The organism is Micromonospora sp. NPDC000316, from assembly GCF_042898885.1.
Taxonomy (GTDB): Bacteria; Actinomycetota; Actinomycetes; order Mycobacteriales; family Micromonosporaceae; genus Micromonospora.
The window spans coordinates 1,762-24,892 of record NZ_JBIAZG010000018.1 but is presented as its reverse complement, the minus strand read 5'-3'; the positions used below and the strand labels follow the sequence as shown (position 1 = coordinate 24,892).

At 71.4% G+C, this 23,131-nt stretch carries 22 protein-coding genes and 1 pseudogene; 13 read left to right on the top strand and 10 right to left on the bottom strand.

Features of this window, described 5'->3' with window-relative positions; translation table 11 throughout:
- Nucleotides 1-21 precede the first annotated feature (21 nt).
- A complete protein-coding gene (locus ACFY2Q_RS25835) occupies nt 22-1,116 on the bottom strand; it encodes a 3-deoxy-7-phosphoheptulonate synthase (protein WP_387134417.1) in 1,095 nt (364 codons plus the stop codon).
- A 272-nt stretch (nt 1,117-1,388) separates the two neighbouring features.
- On the opposite strand from ACFY2Q_RS25835, the gene ACFY2Q_RS25830 reads away from it, so the two are divergent.
- The gene (locus tag ACFY2Q_RS25830) at nt 1,389-1,601 is read left to right on the top strand and encodes a hypothetical protein (RefSeq protein ID WP_387134415.1); all 213 of its coding nucleotides are present in this window, start codon (nt 1,389-1,391) and stop codon (nt 1,599-1,601) included.
- Here the strand turns inward: ACFY2Q_RS25830 and ACFY2Q_RS25825 are convergent.
- Nucleotides 1,571-2,326: a phosphodiesterase gene (locus ACFY2Q_RS25825; protein ID WP_387134413.1), complete on the bottom strand. Its 756-nt coding sequence runs from the start codon at nt 2,324-2,326 to the stop codon at nt 1,571-1,573. The two genes, ACFY2Q_RS25830 and ACFY2Q_RS25825, sit on opposite strands and share 31 nt — an antisense overlap.
- A 96-nt stretch (nt 2,327-2,422) precedes the next feature.
- On the opposite strand from ACFY2Q_RS25825, the gene ACFY2Q_RS25820 reads away from it, so the two are divergent.
- From ACFY2Q_RS25820 to ACFY2Q_RS25775, 10 genes are all read left to right on the top strand, one after another.
- Nucleotides 2,423-3,715 (top strand): M16 family metallopeptidase, encoded by a 1,293-nt coding sequence (locus tag ACFY2Q_RS25820; protein WP_387134410.1) that lies wholly within the window; start codon nt 2,423-2,425, stop codon nt 3,713-3,715.
- Nucleotides 3,712-5,055 carry a M16 family metallopeptidase gene (locus ACFY2Q_RS25815; protein WP_387134407.1) on the top strand — a complete coding sequence of 448 codons (1,344 nt, stop codon included), beginning with the start codon at nt 3,712-3,714 and terminating at the stop codon, nt 5,053-5,055. The genes ACFY2Q_RS25820 and ACFY2Q_RS25815 overlap by 4 nt, the downstream gene beginning before the upstream one ends.
- Nucleotides 5,056-5,240: 185 nt before the next feature.
- Nucleotides 5,241-6,266, top strand: a complete 1,026-nt coding sequence (locus tag ACFY2Q_RS25810) for an aspartate-semialdehyde dehydrogenase (protein WP_387134404.1) — start codon at nt 5,241-5,243, stop codon at nt 6,264-6,266.
- Nucleotides 6,267-6,470: 204 nt separating this feature from the next.
- On the top strand, nt 6,471-6,911 hold the full coding sequence (locus tag ACFY2Q_RS25805; RefSeq protein WP_387134401.1) for a PPOX class F420-dependent oxidoreductase: 441 nt from the start codon (nt 6,471-6,473) through the stop codon (nt 6,909-6,911).
- A 224-nt stretch (nt 6,912-7,135) separates the two neighbouring features.
- The gene (locus tag ACFY2Q_RS25800) at nt 7,136-7,552 is read left to right on the top strand and encodes a CBS domain-containing protein (protein WP_357007972.1); all 417 of its coding nucleotides are present in this window, start codon (nt 7,136-7,138) and stop codon (nt 7,550-7,552) included.
- A gap of 361 nt (nt 7,553-7,913) precedes the next feature.
- A complete protein-coding gene (locus ACFY2Q_RS25795; RefSeq protein ID WP_387134399.1) occupies nt 7,914-8,285 on the top strand; it encodes an SCP2 sterol-binding domain-containing protein in 372 nt (123 codons plus the stop codon).
- Entirely contained in the window at nt 8,285-10,345 is a 2,061-nt protein-coding gene (locus tag ACFY2Q_RS25790; protein WP_387134397.1) for a glycogen debranching N-terminal domain-containing protein, read from the top strand. The genes ACFY2Q_RS25795 and ACFY2Q_RS25790 overlap by 1 nt, the downstream gene beginning before the upstream one ends.
- Before the next feature lie 138 nt (nt 10,346-10,483).
- Complete coding sequence (locus tag ACFY2Q_RS25785) at nt 10,484-11,236, top strand: lysophospholipid acyltransferase family protein (RefSeq protein ID WP_387134395.1); 753 nt, start codon at nt 10,484-10,486, stop codon at nt 11,234-11,236.
- Nucleotides 11,237-11,320: 84 nt separating this feature from the next.
- Nucleotides 11,321-11,929, top strand: a complete 609-nt coding sequence (locus tag ACFY2Q_RS25780; protein WP_387134393.1) for an isochorismatase family protein — start codon at nt 11,321-11,323, stop codon at nt 11,927-11,929.
- Between the two features lie 4 nt (nt 11,930-11,933).
- Nucleotides 11,934-12,914: a GlxA family transcriptional regulator gene (locus ACFY2Q_RS25775; RefSeq protein ID WP_387134391.1), complete on the top strand. Its 981-nt coding sequence runs from the start codon at nt 11,934-11,936 to the stop codon at nt 12,912-12,914.
- Here the strand turns inward: ACFY2Q_RS25775 and ACFY2Q_RS25770 are convergent.
- From ACFY2Q_RS25770 to ACFY2Q_RS25755, 4 genes are all read right to left on the bottom strand, one after another.
- The gene (locus tag ACFY2Q_RS25770; RefSeq protein WP_387134389.1) at nt 12,796-13,512 is read right to left on the bottom strand and encodes a hypothetical protein; all 717 of its coding nucleotides are present in this window, start codon (nt 13,510-13,512) and stop codon (nt 12,796-12,798) included. The two genes, ACFY2Q_RS25775 and ACFY2Q_RS25770, sit on opposite strands and share 119 nt — an antisense overlap.
- Nucleotides 13,513-13,584: 72 nt before the next feature.
- A complete protein-coding gene (locus ACFY2Q_RS25765; RefSeq protein WP_387134387.1) occupies nt 13,585-14,298 on the bottom strand; it encodes a response regulator in 714 nt (237 codons plus the stop codon).
- Complete coding sequence (locus tag ACFY2Q_RS25760; protein ID WP_387134573.1) at nt 14,271-15,383, bottom strand: hypothetical protein; 1,113 nt, start codon at nt 15,381-15,383, stop codon at nt 14,271-14,273. Before ACFY2Q_RS25760 ends, ACFY2Q_RS25765 begins: the two co-directional genes overlap by 28 nt.
- A 100-nt stretch (nt 15,384-15,483) precedes the next feature.
- Nucleotides 15,484-16,662 (bottom strand): sensor histidine kinase, encoded by a 1,179-nt coding sequence (locus ACFY2Q_RS25755; protein WP_387134385.1) that lies wholly within the window; start codon nt 16,660-16,662, stop codon nt 15,484-15,486.
- 256 nt (nt 16,663-16,918) lie between these two features.
- On the opposite strand from ACFY2Q_RS25755, the gene ACFY2Q_RS25750 reads away from it, so the two are divergent.
- Nucleotides 16,919-17,971, top strand: coding sequence for a hypothetical protein (locus ACFY2Q_RS25750; protein ID WP_387134383.1), 1,053 nt, complete (start codon nt 16,919-16,921; stop codon nt 17,969-17,971).
- A gap of 50 nt (nt 17,972-18,021) precedes the next feature.
- On the opposite strand, the gene ACFY2Q_RS25745 is transcribed toward ACFY2Q_RS25750, so the two are convergent.
- The 4 genes from ACFY2Q_RS25745 to ACFY2Q_RS25730 form a co-directional block, all read right to left on the bottom strand.
- On the bottom strand, nt 18,022-18,915 hold the full coding sequence (locus tag ACFY2Q_RS25745; RefSeq protein ID WP_387134381.1) for a septum formation family protein: 894 nt from the start codon (nt 18,913-18,915) through the stop codon (nt 18,022-18,024).
- A 208-nt stretch (nt 18,916-19,123) separates the two neighbouring features.
- Nucleotides 19,124-19,543, bottom strand: coding sequence for an ester cyclase (locus ACFY2Q_RS25740; protein WP_387134379.1), 420 nt, complete (start codon nt 19,541-19,543; stop codon nt 19,124-19,126).
- 226 nt (nt 19,544-19,769) lie between these two features.
- On the bottom strand, nt 19,770-20,114 hold the full coding sequence (locus tag ACFY2Q_RS25735; protein ID WP_387134377.1) for a hypothetical protein: 345 nt from the start codon (nt 20,112-20,114) through the stop codon (nt 19,770-19,772).
- A 15-nt stretch (nt 20,115-20,129) separates the two neighbouring features.
- The gene (locus ACFY2Q_RS25730) at nt 20,130-20,516 is read right to left on the bottom strand and encodes a hypothetical protein (protein WP_387134375.1); all 387 of its coding nucleotides are present in this window, start codon (nt 20,514-20,516) and stop codon (nt 20,130-20,132) included.
- 455 nt (nt 20,517-20,971) lie between these two features.
- Between ACFY2Q_RS25730 and ACFY2Q_RS25725 the strand changes: the two are divergent.
- Nucleotides 20,972-23,131 (top strand): annotated as a pseudogene (locus ACFY2Q_RS25725) (hypothetical protein); the annotation flags it as partial.

The following is a 23,131-nucleotide window of genomic DNA, read 5'->3' as shown; positions in this document are numbered from 1 at the left end:
ACAGTGACCACGGCCACATGGTCAGGATCGGGCCGGCAGGGCGGCCCGGCGGGCACGAACGGCCGTGGCCAGGTGGTCGAGCACCTCGGCGGTGTCGTCCCAGCCGAGGCAGGCGTCGGTGACCGAGCGGCCGTACACCAGCTCGCGGGTCGGGTCGAGATCCTGCCGGCCGGGCAGCAGGAACGACTCCAGCATCACGCCTGTGATCCCGCGCTGGCCGTCGGCCAGTTGGGTGGCGACGTCGGCGGCGACCCGCGGCTGGTTGCGGTGGTCCTTGCCGCTGTTGGCGTGGCTGGCGTCGATCACCAGCCGCTCCGGCAGCCCGGCCGCGCGCAGCAGGTCGAGCGCACCGGCCACCGACTCCGCGTCGTAGTTGGGACGGCCGCCACCACCGCGCAGCACCAGGTGCCCGTCGGTGTTGCCGCGGGTGTGCATGATCGCCGGGGTGCCGGAGAAGTCGATGCCGGGGAAGACGTGCGGCACGGCGGCGGCGCGGATCGCGTCCACCGCGGTGCCGATGCTGCCGTCGGGGCGGTTCTTCATCCCGATCGGCATCGACAGGCCGGAGGCGAGCTGCCGGTGCACCTGGCTCTCCACCGTGCGGGCGCCGATCGCGCCCCAGCCCACCGTGTCGGCGATGTACTGCGGTGAGATCGGGTCGAGGAACTCGCAACCCACCGGCAGGCCGAGGCGCAGCACGTCGAGCAGCAGCGCACGGGCCAGACGCAGGCCGGTGTTGACGTCGCCACTGCCGTCCAGCCCCGGGTCGTTGATCAGGCCCTTCCAGCCGACCGTGGAGCGCGGCTTCTCGAAGTAGACACGCATGACGATCAGCAGGTCGTCGGCGAGCCGGTCGGCGGCGACGCGCAGGCGCTCGGCGTATTCGAGGGCGGCGGCCGGGTCGTGCACCGAGCAGGGGCCGACCACCACCAGCAGGCGGTCGTCCTCGCGGTCCAGCACGCGGGAAACCGCGCGACGGCCCGTCAGCACGGCCGAGGCCAGTGAGGCGTCCAGGGGCAACTCGTGGTGCAGCAACGCGGGGGTGGTCAACGGCACGACACGGTCGATCCGTTGATCGCTGACGCGATCGGTCTCCGGGGTGGTCACGGTGGGCATCCTTCCGCCGACCGTGCCCGGGGCCGGTGCCCGGGACGAGCCGGCTGCTCGTACGCAAAAGGGCAGGAACGAGAGCTCCTGCCCGGCCGGCTTGGTCCGTGGTGACGTCAGATCATGGAGAAGTCACCGGCGTGCCAGCCGGCTGCCTAAACCATTGATACGAACACGTCACGCCGCCTAGCGTACCCGACCCGCTGCGCAACGCGACCGCCGTCCCAAGATGCGGGGTGAACACCGCGTGCCGGAGGCGAGGTCGGGGTAACAGGGGTGCCATGACACACGAGCAGAGCGACCAGGAGCGGGTGGAGTCCCGCGCACACCTGCTACCCGAAGAGGCGGCGGTGGGCAGCGACGACCCGGAGGCGCAGGCGGAGGCCATCCTCACCGAATCGGACATCCGCGAGGCGGACCAGAACGCGGCCCCCGACACGGTGCTGGAGCGCCGTACCTCGGATCAGACAGTGGCCGTCGAGCCTCCCGACTGATCGGCCGCGCCGCGCGCCCGACGCGACCCCCGGTACGTCTGCTCCCGCAGCCAGGCCAGCGGACCGGCCGCCCGCAGCTCAGGTGGCAGGTTGCGCAGCGGGTCGAAGGCGAGCGCGGCATCCTCCCGGGCACTGAGCTGGGCACCGATGCAGAGCTGCCCGACCGGCCGCCACGGCCCCACGGCGGACGCGACCGCGAGCACCAGTCGCGGCGCCTCCGTCCGGGCCGCGGCGGCCACCGAGGACAGGCTGCGGCCGAGGTCTACCGACTCCGGGTCGGCCAACGCGGCAAGCCAGAGCCGGCGCGGACCCACCCGGTAACTCATGATCGTGCTGTACGTCCCCGTGAAGCGCCGCCGGGGCAGCGGGAGGCTCCGCAGCACCGGGGCGGCGCCGCTGGAGCTGACCAGCAGGTCGAACGGCGTGCCGCTGTCGAGGCGCACCCGCAGCGCCAGGCCCAGCACGTCCGGCCAACCGCCGGGCGTGGGCGTGCCCTTGGAGAGCCGCACCGTGCCCCGGTACCGGCCGGGGTCGTCAAGCATGCCGACGCCGGTGGGCGGGCCGGACGTACCCCAGATCGTCACGTCGGTGGCGAACGACGCACCGGCCGGATGCAGCAGCCGGCCGCGGCGCAGTCGGCCGAGCGCGGCGCTGGCGCGCTCGACGGCGGTGGCGGCCCGCCCGGCGGCTCGGCGCGCGGATGGGGTGGCGGTCGGCGGGGTCATGCCCCTCCGGTACCCCGACCGGCGGGCTCGATGCGGGCGGCTCGCCGGCCGACCACACGTCACCTTTCCGCCTCCGAGATCGGATAGCGTCGTGGCATGCCCGACAGTGGTTACCCCTGGCCCATCGAGACGTCCCGACTGGACAACGGCCTGCGCGTGGTGGTGAGCGAGGACCGCACCGCACCCGCCGTGGCCGTCAATTTGTGGTACGACGTCGGCTCCCGACACGAGCCGGAGGGGCAGACCGGTTTCGCCCACCTCTTCGAGCACCTGATGTTCGAGGGCTCGGTCAACGTCGCCAAGACCGAGCACATGAAGCTGATCCAGGGCTCCGGTGGCTCACTCAACGCCACCACCAACCCGGACCGGACCAACTACTTCGAGACGGTCCCGGCCGAGCACCTGGAGTTGGCGCTCTGGCTGGAAGCCGACCGGATGGGTGGCCTGGTCCCCGCGCTCACCCAGGAGACCCTGGACAACCAGCGTGACGTGGTGAAGAACGAGCGTCGGCAGCGCTACGAGAACGTCCCGTACGGCGACGCGTGGCTGCGCCTGCTGCCCCTGCTCTACCCGCCGGGGCACCCGTACCACCACTCGACGATCGGCTCGATGGCCGACCTGAACGCCGCTGACCTCGCCACCTTCCAGGCGTTCCACGAGATGTACTACGCGCCGAACAACGCGGTGCTCACAGTCGTCGGCGACGCCCAGGCCGCCGAGGTGTTCGCGCTTGCCGACAAGTACTTCGGGGCGTTGCCCGCCCGCGACGACATCCCGCCCGCGCCGGACGGTCGGACCGTCCCGGCGACCGGCAAGCCCGCCGTGGAGACCGTGACCGCCGAAGTGCCGGCGCCCCGCGTCTACATGGCCCACCGTGGCCACCCGTTCGGCAGCCCCGGGTACGACGTGCTCACCGTGCTCGCCACAGTGCTCGGCAGCGGCCGGGGCAGCCGGCTCTACCAGCGACTCGCCGACGGCGAACGGATCGCCCAGCCGGACCTCGTCGGCGCGTACGGGGTGGACCTCGCGCACGCACCGGCACCGCTTATCGCCACCGTCACCGCCCGCCCCGGCGTCAGCGCCGAACGGCTCACCGAAGGGCTGGCCGAGGTCGTCGACGAGCTGGCCACCGTGCCGGTGACCGCCGCCGAACTGGACCGGGCGAAGGCGCTGCTGAGCACCGCGTGGTGGCGGCAGATGTCGACCGTGGACGGCCGCGCGGACACCCTCGGCCGATACACCACCCAGTTCGGCGACCCGGCCCGTGCCGCCGACCGGCTGCCCGCCTGGCTCGCGGTGACCGCCGAGCAGATCGCCGAGACCGCAGCCGAGGTGCTCGGCGCCGCCGACCGGGCGACCCTGACCTACCTGCCCGAGGAGACCGCATGACGCTGATCGCCGACCGTCCCGGCCCGGGTGCCGCACGCCCCTACCGGTTCCCGCCGGTGGTCCGCCGCACGGTGGCCGGCGGCCAGGTGGTCGCCGCGCACCTGCCCGGGCAGAACCTCGCCGTCGCGCTGCTGCTCCTCGACGCCGGCGCGGCCCGGGAGCTGACCGGCAAGGAAGGGCTGGGCGGGGTGCTGGCCAAGGCGTTGGAGGAGGGCACCGCGCAGCGGGACGCCACCGCGTACGCGCTGGCCATCGAGGCGCTCGGCACCGAGCTGGTGACCGGGCTGGACTGGGACTCGTTCCAGGTAAGCGTCCAGGTCCCGGTGGACCGGCTGACCGCCGCCGTGCAGTTGCTCGCCGAGGCCGTCCGTACGCCCCGACTGGATCCGGTCGACGTCCGGCGGGTCCGCGACGACGAGGCCACCGCGCTGCGGATGGACTGGGCAAACCCCGGCCCGCGCGCCGACGCCGCCCTGCGGGCGGACCTGTTCGGCCCGGACAACCGGTGGGGACGACCGATGTACGGGGACCCGGACTCGGTGGCCGCCCTGGACGTGGAGGACGTCACTGTCTTCCACTCCGAGTGGTTCCTGCGGCCCGGCACCCTGATCGTCGCCGGTGACCTGGACCGGATCGACCTGGACGCGCTGGCCGGCGCGGCCTTCGCCGGCACCGGCGGTGGCCCGGCCGAGCGGGGCGGCCCGATCGAGGTGCCACTGCACACCGGCCGGCGGATCATCCTCGTCGACCGGCCCGGCTCCGTGCAGTCGACACTGCGGCTCGGTCACCCGTCGCCGCACCGGGCGCACCCCGACCACGTACCGATGATGCTTGCCGGCACGGTGCTCGGCGGGGCGTTCACCTCCCGCCTCAACCACCTGCTCCGTGAGGTGCACGGCTACACGTACGGCATCCGGGGCGAGTTCGCCTCGTCCCGGCGGTTCGGCCGGTTCGCGGTCAGCTCCGGGGTGCAGACCGCGGTCACCGCGCCGGCCCTGGTCGAGGCAGTGGGGGAGATCACGCGTACCCAGGCGGCGGGAGTGACCGAGGACGAGCTGGCCGTGGCGCGCTCCTGGCGGGCCGGCCAGCTCTCGGTCGAGTTGCAGAGCCCTCGGGCCATCGCCTCCGCGCTGACCACGCTTGTGGTGCACGACCTGCCGGACGACTACCACGCCCAACTGCGGGAGGCGCTGCTCTCCGCCGACGTGGCGCAGGTCTCCGCAGCGGCGGCGACCCACCTGCACCCCGACGCGCTGACCCTTGTCATCGAGGGCGACGCGGCCGTCATCCGCGACGACCTGGCCGCAGCAGCCCTAGGCGATTTGATCGAGCACGCCTAAAACCCTTCCCCGGCCGTCCGGTCCCCCCATTGATCATGAAGTTGTTGTCACTCGCTGCGGTGTGTCGTGACAACAACTTCATGGTCGACGGGGTGGGGTGGGGGTGTGGGGGCCATGGGGGGTGTGACGTGGGACTGGTGGGAAAGGGCTCCCGGTTGTGGGGGTGGGCTGGGTAGCCTCGCGAGATGAGGATCGGCATTGTGGGGGCCACCGGCCAGGTCGGTGGCGTAATGCGGCAGGTGCTGGCGGAACGGGAGTTCCCGGCGGAGCAGGTGCGGTTGTTCGCCTCGGCGCGATCCGCCGGCCGTACGCTTCCATGGCGTGACGGCGAGGTGACAGTCGAGGACGCCACCACCGCGGACTACGCGGGGCTGGACATCGTGCTCTTCTCGGCCGGTAAGGGCACCGCCAAGGAGCTTGCGCCCCGCGTCGCCGCGACCGGCGCCGTGGTGATCGACAACTCCTCGGCGTTCCGGACGGACCCCCAGGTGCCGCTGGTGGTCGCCGAGGTCAACCCGCACGCCGCCGCCGACCGCCCGAAGGGCATCATCGCCAACCCCAACTGCACCACCATGGCCGCGATGCCGGTGCTGCGCCCACTGCACGCCGAGGCGGGCCTGATCGGGCTTGTCGTCTCCACGTACCAGGCGGTCTCCGGTGCCGGGCTGGCCGGCGTCGCCGAGCTGGACGAGCAGGTCCGCAAGGTCGCCGAACACGCGGCCGGGCTCGCCTTCGACGGCTCGGCCGTGGAATTCCCCGCGCCGCGCTCGTTCGCCGAGCCGATCGCCTTCAACGTGCTCCCGCTCGCCGGCTCGATCGTCGACGACGGCTCCTTCGAGACCGACGAGGAGCAGAAGCTGCGCAACGAGAGCCGCAAGATCCTGGAGATCCCCGACCTGAAGGTGTCCGGCACCTGCGTCCGGGTGCCGGTCTTCACCGGCCACTCGCTCCAGATCAACGCCCGGTTCGCCCGGCCGATCACCCCGCAGCGGGCCCACGAACTGCTCGCCGACGCCCCCGGCGTCGCGTTGACCGCGGTGCCGACGCCGCTGAAGGCGGCCGGAAAGGACCCGACCTTCGTGGGTCGGATCCGCGCCGACGAAACCGTCGAGTACGGGTTGGCGCTGTTCTGCTCCAACGACAACCTCCGCAAGGGCGCCGCTCTCAACGCGGTGCAGCTCGCCGAACTGGTCGCTGCCGAGCGCCGCTGACCGTCGCTGTCATCCGAGGCCCCCGCCGGGAACGGCGGGGGCCTCGGCGGTGCTGGCCGTCGTCGCTCGGCGGCGCTGATCCGTCGCCGGCGCTGCTGGCACCCCCGGCGGTGCCCCGGTCTGGCGGCGCCTGGCGGGACGGGGGCGGGACACCGCCGGTCGTGCTTGGATGAACGGAGCCGACCGTGCCACCTGGAGGAATCCGTGCCGGATGATCTCACCCAGCAGTCGCTGACCGACCTGATCGCCAACCGTTCGATGGGTGTGCTGGCGACGATCAAGCGCGACGGTCGGCCACAGCTGTCCACAGTGGTCTACTCCTTCGACCGGGAGGCCGGCCTGATCCGGGTGTCCGTCACCGACGGCCGGGCCAAGACCGCCAACCTGCGCCGGGACCCGCGCGCGAGCTTCCACGTCGGCAGCGAGGACGGCTGGGCGTACGCGGTGGCCGAGGGGCGTGCTGAGTTGACAGCCGTCTCGGCTGACCTCGACGACGCGACAGTCGAGGAGTTGGTGGGGCTCTACCGGTCACTGCGCGGCGAACACCCGGACTGGGACGACTACCGCCGGGCCATGGTCGCCGAGCAGCGGCTGGTGCTGCGCCTGCACGTGGAGCGGGTGTACGGGGTGCCGCCGCGCGCATGACGGGCCACCCCGCTGGTCGGCACTGATACGCCGGCGCTGGCAAGGTCGACACCAGATCCCCGACCTGGGGGCATCGTCGCAGCGGGATCCCGCAATGTCGCCGACACGGACTCGATCACCCCGGCGTCGACCCGCGACCAGCCGCGACGGCCGACGCGGCGCACGCGTTAACCCGCCCCGGGCGGCGGGTAGACGTGCCGTGCCGACACCGAGAGGGGAGCACCATGACAACGGTCGGAGAGTTCATGACGACCCGGTTGGTGACGATGGACGGCAACGACACGCTTACCGCCGCCGCGCAGGAGATGCGTGACAGCGCGATTGGTGACGTGGTGGTGACCGATGGCGACAGTGTTGTCGGTATCGTCACAGATCGGGATATCACGGTCCGGGGTGTCGCGGAGAACATGGATCCGGGCTCGACCCGGCTGAACGAGATCACCAGCCGGGATGTGATCACCGTGAGCCAGTACGACGACGCGGTGTCCGCTGCGGACCTGATGCGTACCTACGCCGTACGCCGGCTGCCGGTGATCGAGGACGGGCGTCTGATCGGCCTGGTGTCGATGGGCGACCTCGCGGTCGAGCGCGAACCGCAGTCGGTGCTTGCCGACATTAGCGCCGACGACCCGAACAACTGACGTCCGCCGCGGGCGCGCCGGCTCTCCCCTCCGGGGAGGGCCGGCGCTGCGCGTCGCCGGGCCGACCCGCCGGGCTGACTGCGTGCCGGACCTGGGCTGACCCGCCGGGCTGACCTGCGCGCCGGACCTGGGCTGACCCGCCGGGCTGACCTGCGCGCCGGACCTGGGCTGACCCGCCGGGCAGCGCCTGCGCGGCTGGCCTGGGCTGGCCCGCCGGGCTGATGCGCCGGCTCACCCGATCTGGGCGAGGTTGACCCGGGTTGGCGGCGGGGACCCGGGTGGGGACTGCGACGCCGGCCTGCGCGGAGCGAGCGCGTCGGGTGGGATCCCGAACCGGCCGACTGGGGAAGGAGTGGACCCGATGGTGGACGCGACCACAAGGTTCTTCGAGGACCTGGACCGGCGGGGGTACGAGCCCCTGCTGGCTAAGACCGCCGGGACAGTACGGATCGACCTGCAGGAGGGGGCACAGACCCGACACTGGCTGCTGGCGATCGACCACGGTCGGGTGAGCGTGACTCAGGAGGATCGGGAGGCCGACACGGTGGTCGGGACCAGCCCAGCGCTGTTCGACGACATCGCCGCCGGCCGCGAGCACGGCTTGGCCGCTCTGTTTCGGGGTGACGTGACGGTGTCGGGTGACGCCCGGCTGGTGGTGCAGGTGGAGCGGATCTTCCCCGGGCCGCCGGATGCCCAGGGGCCGCGTCGCCGCTTCGTGGGGGAGGCGAACTGATGGGCCAGAGCAACACGGTCCGGATCCTCGACGGCAACACGTTCGTCGTCTGCGAGGACACCGGTGACATCGAGGCGACGCCGAGCGAGCCGACGGGGCTCTTCTCCCTCGACACCCGATTCCTGTCCACCTGGGTGCTTACCGTGAACGGTGAGCGGCTCAACTCGCTCTCCTTCGACGACCTGCAGTACTTCGAGTCGAGGTTCTTCCTCGTGCCGGGGATGGCAACGCACTACGTGGACGCGAAGCTGTCGATCATCCGCGAGCGAGCGGTCGGCGGCAGCTTCCGGGAGCAGTTGACCATCCTCAACCACGACGAGAATCCGGTGGACCTGGAAGTACGGATGGAAGCGGCGTCCGACTTCGCCGACCTGTTCCAGGTCAAGGACGAGATCCTGAACAAGAAGGGTGAGATCTACGCCGAGGTCGAAGCTGAGCGGCTGCGGTTGGGCTACCGCCGGGGCAACTTCCAGCGGGAGACGGTCATCTCCTCGTCGATGCCGGCCCGGTACGACAGCAAGGGTTTCGCGTACACCGTGCGCCTGGAGCCGAACGAGCAGTGGGAAGCCGCGATCGACGTCAAGACGCACGCGGTCGGACCCGGCGGTCGGGACCTGCGGATGGGGCTTCGTGTCCACGGCAACGAGCGGCTCGCCCTCCAGCACGACCTGGAGCAGTGGATCGCGGACGCACCCAAGGTCAACAGTGAGCACGGCCGGGTCTCGGCAACCTACCGGCGCAGCCTCATCGACCTTGCGGCGCTGCGCTTCTCGCCGCTGTCGCTGGGCGGCGCCACCCTGCCCGCGGCGGGCCTGCCCTGGTTCATGACGATGTTCGGCCGGGACAGCATTCTCACCTGCCTCCAGACGTTGCCGTTCACCCCGCAGTTGTCGAAGACGACGCTGCGCATCCTGGCGTCACTACAGGGCACCCGGTTCGACGACTTCCGAGACGAGGATCCGGGGCGGATCCTGCACGAGATGCGCTACGGCGAGACCGCCGCCTTCGAGGAGCAGCCCCACTCGCCGTACTACGGCTCGGTGGACGCGACACCACTGTTCGTCGTGCTGCTCGACGAGTACGAGCGGTGGACCGGCGATGCCGCGCTGGTCAAGGAGTTGGAGCGGGAGTCGCGGGCGGCGCTGCGGTGGATCGACAGCTACGCCGACCTGGTCGGCAACGGCTACATCTGGTACGAGCGCCGCAACACCGAGACGGGCCTGGAGAACCAGTGTTGGAAGGACTCCTGGGACTCGATCTCCTATTCCGACGGCACGCTGCCGCCGTTTCCTCGGGCTACCTGCGAGGTGCAGGGGTACGCGTACGACGCGAAGATCCGTGGGGCGCGGCTGGCCCGGCAGTTCTGGGGTGACCCGGAGTTCGCCGATCAGTTGGAGCGGGATGCGGCGGAGCTGAAGGAGCGGTTCAACCGTGACTGGTGGGTGGCCGACGGCGGGTACTACGCGCTCGCCCTGGACCCGGACGGACGCCAGTGTGACGTCCTCAGCTCCAACATCGGGCACCTGATGTGGAGCGGGATCGTCGAACCCGAGCGGGCGGAGCAGCTCGCGCAGCACCTGGTGGGGCCGCGTCTCTTCTCCGGGTGGGGCGTGCGGACCCTCGCCGAGGGGGAGGCCCGGTACAACCCGATCGGCTACCACAACGGCACGATCTGGCCGTTCGACAACTCCTTCATCGCGTGGGGTCTGCGCCGGTACGGCTTCGCCGAGGAGGCCGCGACAATCGCCAACGGCATGCTGGACGCGGCCACGTACTTCGACGGGCGACTGCCGGAGGCGTTCGGCGGCTACCCGAGGGAGTTGACGAAGTTCCCCGTGGAATATCCGACGGCGTGTAGCCCGCAGGCGTGGTCGACAGGTACTCCGCTGCTGTTGTTGCGGACCATGCTCGGCCTGGAGCCGCACGAGGGGCACCTGGCGGTCGAGCCGCGGCTGCCGGTGGGGATGGGCCGGATCGAGGTGCTTGACATCCCGGGCCGGTGGGGTCGGGTGGACGCGTTCGCCAGGGGCCGGCTCGACCTCGACAACCTGGCCGACTGACCCACGAACCGGCTGAGTCACGAATCACGAACAGACTGACCCGGCGATGACTGACCCACGGACCGGCGGCGGCGCGAGCAACAGGCGTCGCCGCCCGCCGCCCAGCCGACCCACAGCCGGGCACGGTAGATTCTGCGGATGCCGGAGCTCGTGTACCCGCCCGTTATCGCCACCGCCAAGACGCTGTTCCGGGTCCTCGACCTGAAGATCAACATCGAGGGCGCCCACCACGTACCCCGCACCGGCGGGGCGGTGTTGGCCAGCAACCACGTCAGCTACCTCGACTTCATCTTCGCTGGCCTCGGTGCCAACCCGTCGGGTCGGCTGGTCCGGTTCATGGCCAAGCACTCGGTCTTCGAGCACCGGATCGGCGGGCCGTTGATGCGCGGGATGAAGCACATTCCGGTGGACCGCGAGGCCGGCGCGGCTTCGTTCCGTTCGGCGGTGGACGCGCTCAAGCGCGGCGAGGTGGTCGGTGTCTTCCCGGAGGCCACGATCAGCCGGTCGTTCACGGTCAAGGAGCTCAAGAGCGGCACCGTCCGGATGGCCCGTTCGGCGAAGGTGCCGGTGCTGCCGGTCGCGCTGTGGGGCACCCAGCGGCTCTGGACGAAGGGCCGCCCGCGCACGCTTACCCGCCGCCACACGCCGATCACGATCCTGGTGGGCGAGCCGATCGAGCCGGCGGACTTCCGGGACCCCAACGTGCTGGCCGCCGAGTTGACGACCCGGCTCACGGCGCTCGTCGACCGGGCGCAACGGGAGTACCCGGACGCGCCGTCCGGCCCGGACGACACCTGGTGGCTGCCGGCGCACCTGGGCGGCAGCGCCCCGACGCCGGAGGAGGCCGCCGCCCTGGACGCCGCGGGGGAGCGGCGCACCCCCAGCGTCTGAGCGGCCGCTCGATGACCAGATCGTTCCGCAACCGGTCGTGATGGTGTCTGCCGTCGCGGCTGCCACCCGGCCAGGATCGACGTCATGAGCAGAGCAGCACTCATCGTGATCGACGTCCAGGAATCGTTCCGGCAGCGCCCGATCTGGGCGCACGGCTCCAACCCCGACCTCGTCGGGCAGGTCTACCGGCTGGTCACCGCTGCCCGCGACCGCGGCGACCTGGTGGTCTGGGTCCTGCACGCCGAGCCGGGCACCGGCGGCTTGTTCGATCCGGCGCGGGGCTTTGTCCGCCTGCTCGACGGGCTGGCGCCGGTCGAAGGTGAGCCGAGGCTTGTGAAGACCGCGCACAACGCGTTCACCACCACAAACCTCCAGCAACTGCTCACCCTGGCCGGCGTGTACGACCTCACCGTCTGCGGCATCCGCACCGAGCAGTGCGTCGAGACCACCGCGAGGGTGGGCTCGGATCTCGGCTACCGGATGACAGTCGTCACCGACGCCACGCTGACCTTCCCCATCCCGCACCGGGACATGCCGGAGGCCGCGACCGTGGAGGAGATCCTCGCCGACCCGCGCACGCTCACCGTCGAGGAGATCGTCAACCGCACCGAGTACGCGTTGGCCGGCCGCTTCGCGACCATCCGCACCGTCGACGAGGTGACCGGCGCGACGTTCGCCGACGCGCGGGGCTGACTCGATGACCCGTGTCGTCTTCCTGCTGGTCCCGCAGTTGCACCTGCTGGACCTCGCCGGGCCGGCCCAGGTCTTCTCCAGCGCCGCCGACCTCGGCCACGACTACCGGCTGCACTACGTGGCCGAGCGGGTGCAGGTGCCCACCGTGCAGGGCGTACCCCTGGTCGCCGAGACCCGGTGGCCCGATCTGACGCCTGACGACCTGGTGATCGTGCCTGGCTGGCGGCCGGCGGCGCACGGCCCGGAGGGGCCGGTGTCGCCGGCCGACCTGCGGCGCCTGGCCGACCATCACGCGGCAGGTGGAACAGTGGCCAGCGTCTGCGCCGGCGCGTACGCGCTGGGCCGGGCCGGATTGCTCGACGGGCGGCGCTGCACCACCCACCACGAGGTGCAGGACGACCTGGCCCGCCGGTATCCGGCGGCCCGGGTGGCCCGCGACCTGCTGTACGTGGTCGACGACCGGGTGGTCACCTCGGCCGGCATCGCCAGCGGCATCGACGTGGCGCTGCACCTCGTGGCGACCCGGCACGGCCCGGCCACCGCCGCCCGGATCGCCCGCACGCTTGTCGTCTATGCCCGGCGCAACGGGCACGAGCCGCAGGCCAGCGCCATGATGCGACACCGCCTGCACCTGTCCGACGCGGTGCACCGGGTGCAGGACGTGATCGACTCCCGGTATGCCGAGCCCCTGCCGTTGGCCGAGCTGGCCGCCGCCGGTGCCGTGGCGGAGCGGACGCTGACCCGGCTGTTCCGTGCGGCCACCGGGCTCACGCCGCTCGGCTATCAGCAGTCGCTGCGTGTGGAACGCGCCGAGCACCTGATCGGGCACGGCGCGACGGTGGAGGCCGCCGCGCGCACCGTCGGCTTTACGGACGCCCGGATGCTGCGCCGCCTGCGAACCCGTCCCAGGGGGTCGAGTCCGGCCCCGAGCGGTAGTAGTCGTCCCGGGAGCGGAACTCCACAGGCAGCGAACCGGGCAGGGTGACCCGGGTTTCCCCGGCGAGCAACGCCGGGCCGGCCCGCAGCAGCAACACGTCGTGTTCCTGAGCCGAGAGGTCCACGAGCTCCGGGCGGGTGAGCCGGAACACGGCCACCGCGCGGCGGACCTGCCGGGCCAGCGCGATGAGCTCGTTGGGCGGCCCGCCGAGGGCCAGCGCCGGCTGCTGGATGGTCCGCAACGCGTCGCAGACGATAAGCAACTCCGCCGGATCGGTAGGCGCGCACTCCAGTCGGGACGGCCACTGCCAGCGGACCTGCCCGGTCATCAGGCCTGTCAGCCGGCTCCCGGGCCGGGACCGGGGCGTGCGGTCGCCGGCGACCAGGGACAGCTGAGAGCCGGTGCCCACCCAGCAGATTCGCTGGTCGGTGACGGTCACCGAGACCGCGCCGGGAAGCTGCCAGCCGAGCCGCGCGTCGGTCGGCCCGAGCAGATAGCCCGCGACCGACAGCCGGTGCCGGCCGAGCACCTTCTCGCCGGGCAGCGGGCGCATGTCGTAGTGCCGGTCCAGAGCCGGACCCGCATCGTCGTCGGGTGCGTCGAACCGGTGTGGACCGATGAAGAAGGGGGACGCGTCGGTGTGCATCGTCACGACCTTCCGGTCAGCTGGCTGTGCGTCTGAGCCTCGCGGATCACGAGGCCAGTGTCATGACGGTCGTTAGGGGGTCGGCCGGTCGTGCATCGCCTGCGACCGGTAGATGCCGATCTCCTCCGGGCGGACGAGCCCGTCCTCGATCGCACGGGCGAGCAGCGCCGACTTTGTGGCGGCAGGCCGCCCCGCGCGGGTGTACTTGATGCGCGCACGGTCCACGTACTGCTTCACGGTGTGCTCGCTGATCTGCATCCGCCGGGCCACCGACGCCTTGGACATCGACTGGAACCACAGCAGCAGCGCCTCACGCTCCTTGTCGGACAGCACGGGCCGGTCCGGCCTCGGGTCACCGACCATCGCGCCGGCCAGCGCCGGTGGCACGTACGGGCGGTCGCTCGCCGCCGCCAACACGGTAGCCACGCAGTGCTCCCGGCCCTCGTGCTTGGCCAGGAACGCCACCGCCCCGGCGTCGAGCGCGGCGAGCATCGTCTCCGGATCGGTGTGCTCCGAGTAGACGACCACCCGGCGGCCGGCGGCACTCAACTCGGCCAGCTTGTCGAGCGCCATCCGGCCGTGCAGCCGCAGGTCGAGCAGGATGACGTCGGCGCCCGGCGCCGCGCGCAGCACCTCGTCCGGGTCGTCGCCGGTGGCCAGCACTGTCAGACGCGGCTCGGTGTCCAGCCAGGCGCGGACCCCGTCGACGACCACCGGGTGGTCGTCGACGATCGCCACTCCGATCGGCCGGTCGCCGCTCACTTCCGCCACCGGGTCTGCGCCCATCTGATGTCCCCGTCCCGTTCGTAGAGGTGCTGTACCGGACCGTGGTCGTACTCCCCGGGCGGTGGGCCGGTCGCCTCCGGCCCGCCCTGGTCCGGCGTGACCAGGCTGATCACCACCTCGTCGGGGCCGGAGACGACTGTCAGCCGGGCCCAGCCCTGCGCGTCGGCGAGGTGCCCGACGAGTGGGTCGGCCAGCCGACGGCGGATCTCGACCGGCAGCGGCGGTGGACTGCCGATGGTGACCAGGTCGATCGGCAGCCCGTTGCGTTCGGCCAGGTCGGCGGCGGCCCGCAGCTCGTGCAGCAGCGGGTCGGGCACGTCGTCGGACTCGGCGATCATGCGGCGTAACCGGGCCGCCGCCAGCACGCAGCGCCGCTGCACCTCCGGGTCGTTCGGGTTGGCCGTGCCGTCGGCCAGCTCACCGAGCACCCGCCCGGCCGCCGCGCCGGCCAGGGCGAGCCGGTCGCGGCGCTCCCGCAGGCCCCGCTCGGCGGCGGCCCGCTCGGCGGCCATCGTGTGCATCGCGGTAGCCGTGGCGGCCCGATCCCGGGCCAAGCCGACGATCGTCGTGCCGCCGACGAAGACCGCCAGCTGTAGCGAGAAGGTGCCGTAGACGTACATGGTGAATCGAGCCAGGTCGGCGACGCCCGCGCTGTGGCCGAGCACGGCTACCAGAGCGATCACCGTGTGCGTGACCAGCAGCGCGACCAGCCCGACGGCCCGGCGGCCCCACAGCATGAGCACGAAGAACCAGCCGAGGGTGCCCCACACCCAGTTGGCCGCACCGAACAGGTGCCGTTCACCGACCGCGGCGAAGACCGCCACGTCGGCGGCGAGCAGCAGCCCGGCGAGCGGCCACGGCGGCAGCGGCGTACCCCGCAGCAGCAGGATGCCGGCCGCCGCGCCGGCCACGGCGACAAGCACCCAACAGCCGAGCACGACCGCCGGCACGGCGAGCTCCGTGCGTACGCCCAGCACCGCCGGGAGCCCGATCGCGACGTGCCAGGCCCACGCGATGCCTACGAGAACGATCCGGGCACCTCGGTCGGAGGCCTGCGCCACGGCCGCCGGCGCGGCGCCGAGCACCGCTGCCCCGGCCGCCTCCCGGGGCGCCGGCGCCGTGCCCGACTGCTGCCGCGGAGGCGGTGCTGCGCGGATGCCAACGCGGTCCGCTGGGACGTCGAGGTCAGCCGACACCGGGCCACTCCAGTCGGATCCGAGTGCCCGCACCGGGCGCGGACCGCACCTCGGCCCGGCCGCCGACCGCCGCCATCCGGCCACCTATCGACTCGCGCAGCCCGTACCGGTGCGATGGGACGGTGGCCGGGTCGAAGCCCGGGCCGTCGTCGACGACCTCGGCCACGACGGTCACCGCGTCGCGGGTCAGCCGCAGCGTGGCCCGCGCGCCGGGCGCGTGCCTGTCGACATTGGACAGTGCCGCGTAGGTGCTCTCGCTGATCGCGTCGGCCACAGAGGTGGGCACCTCGCACGCCGCCAGGTCCAGGCTCACCGAAAGGCCGGGCAGCCGGGCGGGCACCGTCCGCAGGCGACCGTCGAGGGACACCGGGCCGTCGCCGGGCGCCGGGCCGCTGTCGGTCAACGCGACGAGGGTACGCAGGTCGGCAGTGCACCGGTCCCGGAACGCCCTGGACGGCCCGGCCACCGCGCCGAGCCCCACCATCGTCAGGGTGCCGAGCACTGTGTCGTGCAGGTCGCGGTTCTGCTGGCGTTCCGCCTCCCGAGCCGCCCGGGCGACGAACGTCTCGCGGGTCAGCCGCTGGTGCTCGGCGAACGCCTGGTCCGCCCGCCCGATCCGGCGGCGCATCACTGCCGTCACCATCGCCGTGAGGGCCGTCTGGACCAGCAGGGTAGCCGTGTGCGCCTTCGCCTCGGTGATGTTGCCGGCCGCCTGTGTGCCCACGGCGTACGTGGCGGTGACCAGCAGCCCGGCCGGGACCGACCAGCGGGGGAGGGCGGTGGCCTGTGCGTTGATCACCGTGGTGCTGGCCAGCACCGCTATCCAGCTGCCCTCGCCGGGCAGCACCTCGGGTGCCACGAGCCGGGGGATGAGCAGGCACGCCGCCGCGGTGATCGCGACATCGCCGGCGACCAGGGCCGGGGTGATGCCGTGGCGCAGCGCGCGGAAGCCATACCAGAGTGACCAGCCGGTCAGCACGGCCACGCCGGGCCACAGCAGGGCCGGCTCGACAGGTGGGGTACGCACCGACAGCGCCACCGCCGCACCGACCAGCCCACACGTCAGCCGCAGCAACGCGGGAAGCGTGGTGAAGATGAGACCGAACGCGCCACCCGCCGGGTTGTCCAGCGCGGGTGACGGCACGGTCGGGGCGGCTGACGCCGGCATCGGGAGGTGTCCTTCCGACAACGACCCGGTGCGGGTCCGCGCGGCGGAGATCGACATCGGAGAATAGCATGGCGGACGGTGAGCGTTCACCCACTGTCCGCATGGTGTCACTTATTCGTGACGCTCCGCTGTCGGGCTGTTGTCGATCTCGCCCGATTGCCGTACAGGTCGGTCACACCGCCGCCGGGCGTCCCCGGAGGGAACCCGCTGCCGCCACTGCCCGTCCGAACTGGTGACGGCGAGATGGAGGGTCCGGATGCGCTCGGGTCGAACGGCACTGACTGTGGCTCTGCTCGGCGTGGCGCTGAGCGGCTGCGTGGGCTCCGGCACCAGTCCGAACGCACAGGACGATCCCGGCCCGGCCCAGATCGTCGAGAGGTGGACCTCCTGCGCCGAGGCCGCACCGCACGCCGGCACCATGCCGATCGCCCCACCAGCACCGGGCAGGTCGGCGTCCCCTGCCCCGCGAGGGTTGGCGTCCCCGGCCCCGCAAGGGTCGGCGTCCCCGGCCCTGGACGCGCCGGCGGTGGGCCGGATCGACTCCGCGTTCACCCCGGTCACGGCCGTGCTCTGCGGCGGGGAGATCCGGCCCCGTCCCGGCGGCGGCCGGGAGCAGGTAGCCACCGAACGACGCGCCGACGAGATCGGGTCGCTGACTGCCGCACTGCGACTGCCGGACCAGCGGGCTGACGGGGAGGCCGTCTGCACTCTCGACCTGCTCGTGCCGCCCTGGCTGGCTCTGCTCGACGACAGGGGTCGCTGGCTGCGGCCGTACCTGCCGGCGGACTCCTGCGGTAAACCCCGCAGGGAGGTGCGCGCGGCGTTGGACGGGTTGCGCCTGACCACTGTCGACAGCCGTACCGTCAGGGAGATCGAATCCGCGGCGGCCGAGGCCGCCGGCTGCGGGCAGCGGTGGGCGGACATGGTGTGGGTGGAGACGACAGTCGGCCGCCCCGGGCCGCTCGCACCGGGCGCCGTCGCGGACGCCGGGCCGCTGCGGCTCTGCGTCTACCGGGTGTCCCCCGCCGAGCAGGGCGGCGTCAAGCCGGCCGGTGACTTCGCGTACGGCGGGGCACTGCCGCCCGATCGGCAGGCAAGCGTTGTGCGGGCGCTCGCCACGACGCGGCCCGCGACCCACTGCGTCATCCCGGCGTCCCGCTTCGCGGTGCTACGACCGATGGACGGTGGCGGCCGCGAGTCGTACGTCGAACTCGACGGCTGCCGGCGGGTCATGGTCGTGCCGCCAAGCGGTGGGCCACGACTCGGGCAGGGTGACGCCGCGTTGGCCGCGCTGCTCGGGCCGGTCTGAGCAGCGCGCACGGCCCCGCGCCCGCCGCCCGCAGGCGATGGGCCGGTCGGTCAGTCGATCGGCAACACCGCCGTGCCGCCCCCAGCGATCGACCGCTTGATCGTTTTCCCGCCCGACCAGAAGTAGCAGCGCACACCCCGGTCGCCACGGTCCCACAACTCCGGAGAGGGGAAGCGGTACGTCGTGCCGGCCCGGTAGCGCAGGTTGGCGTCGACGGGCACCTTGGCGTAGCGGGCGACCACGGTGCGGCAGGCCGCGTGAACCGCCGCCTCGTCCCGGACGGCGACCTCGTAGGAGCGGTCCGGGGCGGTCCAGGTGCCGACGTACTCGAACTGGTGGCCGCTGGTGCAGCCAGCCGGCCGCAACTGCTCCCACTCGTCCTCGATCATGCATCCGTACGTCAGCGGGGAGCGGCTGCTCACCGCGTTGCGCAACGTGTCGGTCCGGTCGATGGCCCGGTCTCCTTCGCCGTTGGTGCCGTCCACCTCGTCCAGCTCGAAGATGTCGCACCGGTACCAGCGGCTGCCGCCAGCCCAGCCCGCAGGTGACGTCGGCGAGACCTGAATCGAGAGCCGGGCACTGCGCCACTCGCCACCGACGAACTCCTTGGCGCGGGTGTCGCAGTCAGCGAACACGGCGCGCATCGCAGCCGACCCCACCGTCGGCGGAGTGCTCCGCGCGGCCAGCTCGCCGGTGAAGGTGCCGACGTGGAACGTCTCCACCACGTGGGTCTTCGCGCAGTCCACCGGGTTGTAGCTGGCCAGGTACGCGCTCGCCTCGGGAATGACATGGCACTCACCGGCCTGCGGCGTGAACTGCTGCGCCTGGGCCATCGGCCGCCAGTCGTCGGACAGGTCCCCGTCCGTGCCGGCGGGCGTGCCGCAGCCCGCCAGCGCCACAGTGATGAACGCAGCCGCGAGCGCTGCCCTGACGTGCCGTCGCATGTGAATCTCCCCGTGGCCCCCGTGCCGACGCGCGCAGCATATGGCACTAAGGCACGACAGCGCGGTAGGCGGTGGGCTCGACGTACCCGGTTGGATTCGGCTGACCGGCCACGGCCTCGACAGGCGCTTGGTGAGGATTACGGAGCCGCCGCCGACCTCGGTGAGAGGGTCGGCGGCGGTCGCTGCGGCGTGCCGTTCGGTTGGCGGGTCAGGCGGCGAGCTGCTGTCGTACCGTGTCGGTGTCCATCAGGTACCACATGTTCTTGAACTTGCCGTCCTGGATTTCGTAGAAGGCGGTTTCGGCGAACCGCACGGACTTCCCGGTAGGGGTCAGGCCGTTCCACTCCTTGACCGGCGTTCCGGTGTCGATCAGGCGGGCGGCCACCCGGTCGCCTTCGACGACGAGCTCCTGGATCTCCCAGTGGAGGTCCGGCACCGCGTCGACGTGCCTGTAGAACTCGGCGACCATGTCGGCCATCTTGACCGGTGTGCCGTTCATGATCACCTCGTCGTGGGCGAAGTCGGCCATGCGGTCGAACTCGCGCTTGTTCGCCAGCTCGACGTAGCGCAGGTAGAAGTCGCGCAGTTCGTTGGTCGACATGCTTGTGGTCGTCGCGTTGGCGCTCATGATCAGCTTTCCCGTTCTGTCGGTGCCGGCCGGTTGATCCAGGTCGGTCGCTGGTGTGAACCCGCGTCCAGGTTCTGTACCGCTCGGTATGCGCCAACCATAGCAGCTTCTGTACCGATCGGTATGTGGGTCCCGTCACCGGAGGGAGTGGGTGATGATCTGCGCCGCCAATCCGCCGATCGCCAGACCAGGTAGAAGGCCGGGGTGTGGGGCGGAGCCCTACGGTTTACCGAGTGGGCGGTAGGACGCCGTCGGCGGTGTATCGCTCTCCTTCGTCGCCCTGGAGGTTGGCTCGCAAGTCCGTGGCAAGGGCGCTGAACTCGCGGTAGGGGTCGCTGTCGAAGTGACCCTTGATGTCGATGCCACCTTCGAACCAGGTAAGCGAAACCACGCTTCCGTCAACGCAGGTGTACTCGAAAATGGGCTGCCGGTCCTCACCCCAGGCGAGCCATCCGCCTGCCCTGAGCGCGGGGTTGCTCTCCGCGTAGGACAGCCATTCCTCCAGAGCAATGGGGTGCTCTTCGCTGTCGCAGTACTCATCGGCTCGGCTGATGTGAATCTCGTATCCCACGCTGCCTCCGCGTCGTCAGCCGCCCGAACGGGCACGTGAGGGGCACGCGACGCCTCGCTCGTCGGCGGTCGGGCGAAGGCGTTCCCACTGCGGGTCGTAGCAGACCAGCCCGTGGTCTGCCGCCATGCGAGCCGCCTCGGCCGACACCTCCTCGCACATGCTGTACCGCATGGTGAAGTAGACGAAAGGGCCCGATGCCTCGTCCATCAAAGGACCAGCGGACCAAGGGCTCACGTCGTGCTCGTCGTCAGGCATGTCGACCCACCGGTTAAGCAGTGCAAGGACGTAGGCGCGGACGCACGGGGTCGGTGGCAGTTCCTCACCCTCCATGTACGCGGCGTAGGGGCGGTCATAGACCTCGCCAGCAGCACCGTCGTTGGCCGGCAGTTCGCCTTCCCACACCGCGCAGTTCTGAACGATTGTCGGCAGGGCGTGGTCTGCGGACCGTGTGTGCCGTCGGCATGGCTGTACAGCCATCGAGTTAGATTCTTCGTTGGATGTGGATGGTTGTTCACGGTCGGTACGGTGCGCTGGTGCCGAGGTGGTTGGTTCGCGGGCTGTGTGGTTTGGCGTTTGGTGCCCCGGCTGCGTTGACGTCGTTGGCTTCGGTGGCGGAGAACAAGCCGTTTTGGGTTGTGTTCAGCGGTGGGCTGGCGGCGACGGTCGGGGCGTTCGCTCCTGCGGGGTACGAGCGGGCATCGGCGGTGCTGCGGCGACCGGATTTCGCTGGGGTGGCGACTGTTGAGCCGCGGTCGGTGGTGTGGTTGCTGTACCCGTGGCAGCAGGTTGTTCCGTTTCGGGGCCGGGAGACGGAGCTTCGACAGTTGTCGGCGTGGTGTGAGGATCGCGGCGGGGCCGTGGTCCGGTTGGTCCACGCTCCGGGCGGGTTCGGCAAGACCCGGCTGGCGCTCAAGCTGCGTGAGGAGTTGACGGGCCGGGATTGGCAGTGTGAGTTTGTTCAGCCCGGGAGTGAGGAGCAGGCGGCGGAGCGGGCGACCGCCGGTGGTGCTCCGGGCCGGTTGCTGCTGGTTGTGGACTATGCCGAGTCCCGCACACCTAGCGGGTTAGCGCAGTTGCTGGCGGCGGCGTCGCGGCGGCATGGGGACCGGGTTCGGGTTTTGCTGCTGGCGCGTACCGCTGGTCCGTGGTGGACGTCATTGTCTGCCGCCGTGCACGAGCATGCGGCGTTGTTGGACGCGTTGACCGGCGATCGGCGCAACCTGTTCGCGCTGGGTGCGCGCGTTGATTCCCGTACGCCGGGTGAGGTGGTGGCGCACGCGGCGGAGGTGTTCGCGCGGAAGGTGAAGCGGCCGGTTCCAGCGGGCTTGGCGGATCGCGACTATCCGGAGGATGCGCCGGTGCTGCGGTTGCACGCGGCGGCCTTGGTGGCGGTGCTGGGTGGTCCCGCCGACGGTTTCGGCCGGGACGATGTGCTGGATGAGGTGTTGGGGCATGAGCGCCGGTACTGGCGTGCCTCCGCGGCCCGCCTCCGGATCGATCTGCCAGCCGACGAAGTCGATGGTGATGCGCTGCTGGCTCGGGTGGTGGGAGTAGCGGCGTTATTCGGCGCCGCCGACGAGCACGCCGTTGCGGATCTGGTACTGCGGGCGTTGTCGGGTATGGCAGATATAGGGACGGATGACGCGGCTGGTCCGGCTGCCGGCAGGCGGTGGGTGCGGTGGCTGCGTGGTCTGTACCCGGCCGGCGAGCATCAGGCGGCGGGTCGGTTGGGCACGCTGCAGCCGGACCTGCTCGCTGAGTATCTCGCGGTGCAGGTGCTGACCGATAGCACCGGGCAACAGCGGGCGACGTTGTTCCGTAGGCTCGCGGTCGGACAGGCGGTGCAAGCGTTGACCGTGCTGGGCCGGGCGGCGGCTGATCCCGCTAGGGCCGATAGCGCCGACGTGGACGGGTTCATCGGTGAGGCGTTGGCCGCGGACGTGCCGACCATGGCCGAGGCGGTGGTACGGGTTGCTGTCCAGTTTCCCGGCCGCTACGCCTCACGCATGGCCAAGCTGTTGACTGAGCGACCGCTGCCCGACCTGGCGTGGCTGCGTGACCTGGCGCAGCGGGTGCCTTACCCGTCGCTTGAGCTGCACCGGCTGGCGCTGGCACTGACCACAATGATCGTTAGCAATGACATGGCCGCGCCAACCACTGACCGCGCGATATGGCGCGTCCGGCACGCCCTGCGGTTGGCGGAGGCGGGTCGGCGGGCCGAGGCCCTCAACACCAGCAGCGAAGCCGTTCAGCTCCGCCGGGAGTTGGTGGACCTCAGCCGCGACGCCTACCTACCCCGCCTGGCGGCATCGGTGAACAACCACGCTACGTTCTTGGCGGAGGCGGGTCGGCGGGCCGAGGCCCTCAACACCAGCAGCGAAGCCGTTCAGCTCTACCGGGAGTTGGTGGACCTCAGCCGCGATGCCCACCTACCCGACCTGGCGGCATCGGTGAACAACCACGCCCTGCGGTTGGCGGAGGCGGGTCGGCGGGCCGAGGCCCTCGACACCAGCAGCGAAGCCGTTCAGCTCCGCCGGGAGTTGGTGGACCTCAACCGCGATGCCCACCTACCCGACCTGGCGGCATCGGTGAACAACCACGCCCTGCGGTTGGCGGAGGCGGGTCGGCGGGCCGAGGCCCTCGACACCAGCAGCGAAGCCGTTCAGCTCCGCCGGGAGTTGGTGGACCTCAACCGCGATGCCCACCTACCCGACCTGGCGGCATCGGTGAACAACCACGCCCTGCGGTTGGCGGAGGCGGGTCGGCGGGCCGAGGCCCTCGACACCAGCAGCGAAGCCGTTCAGCTCCGCCGGGAGTTGGTGGACCTCAACCGCGACGCCTACCTACCCGACCTGGCGGCATCGGTGAACAACCACGCTACGTTCTTGGCGGAGGCGGGTCGGCGGGCCGAGGCCCTCGACACCAGCAGCGAAGCCGTTCAGCTCCGCCGGGAGTTGGTGGACCTCAACCGCGACGCCTACCTACCCGACCTGGCGGCATCGGTGAACAACCACGCC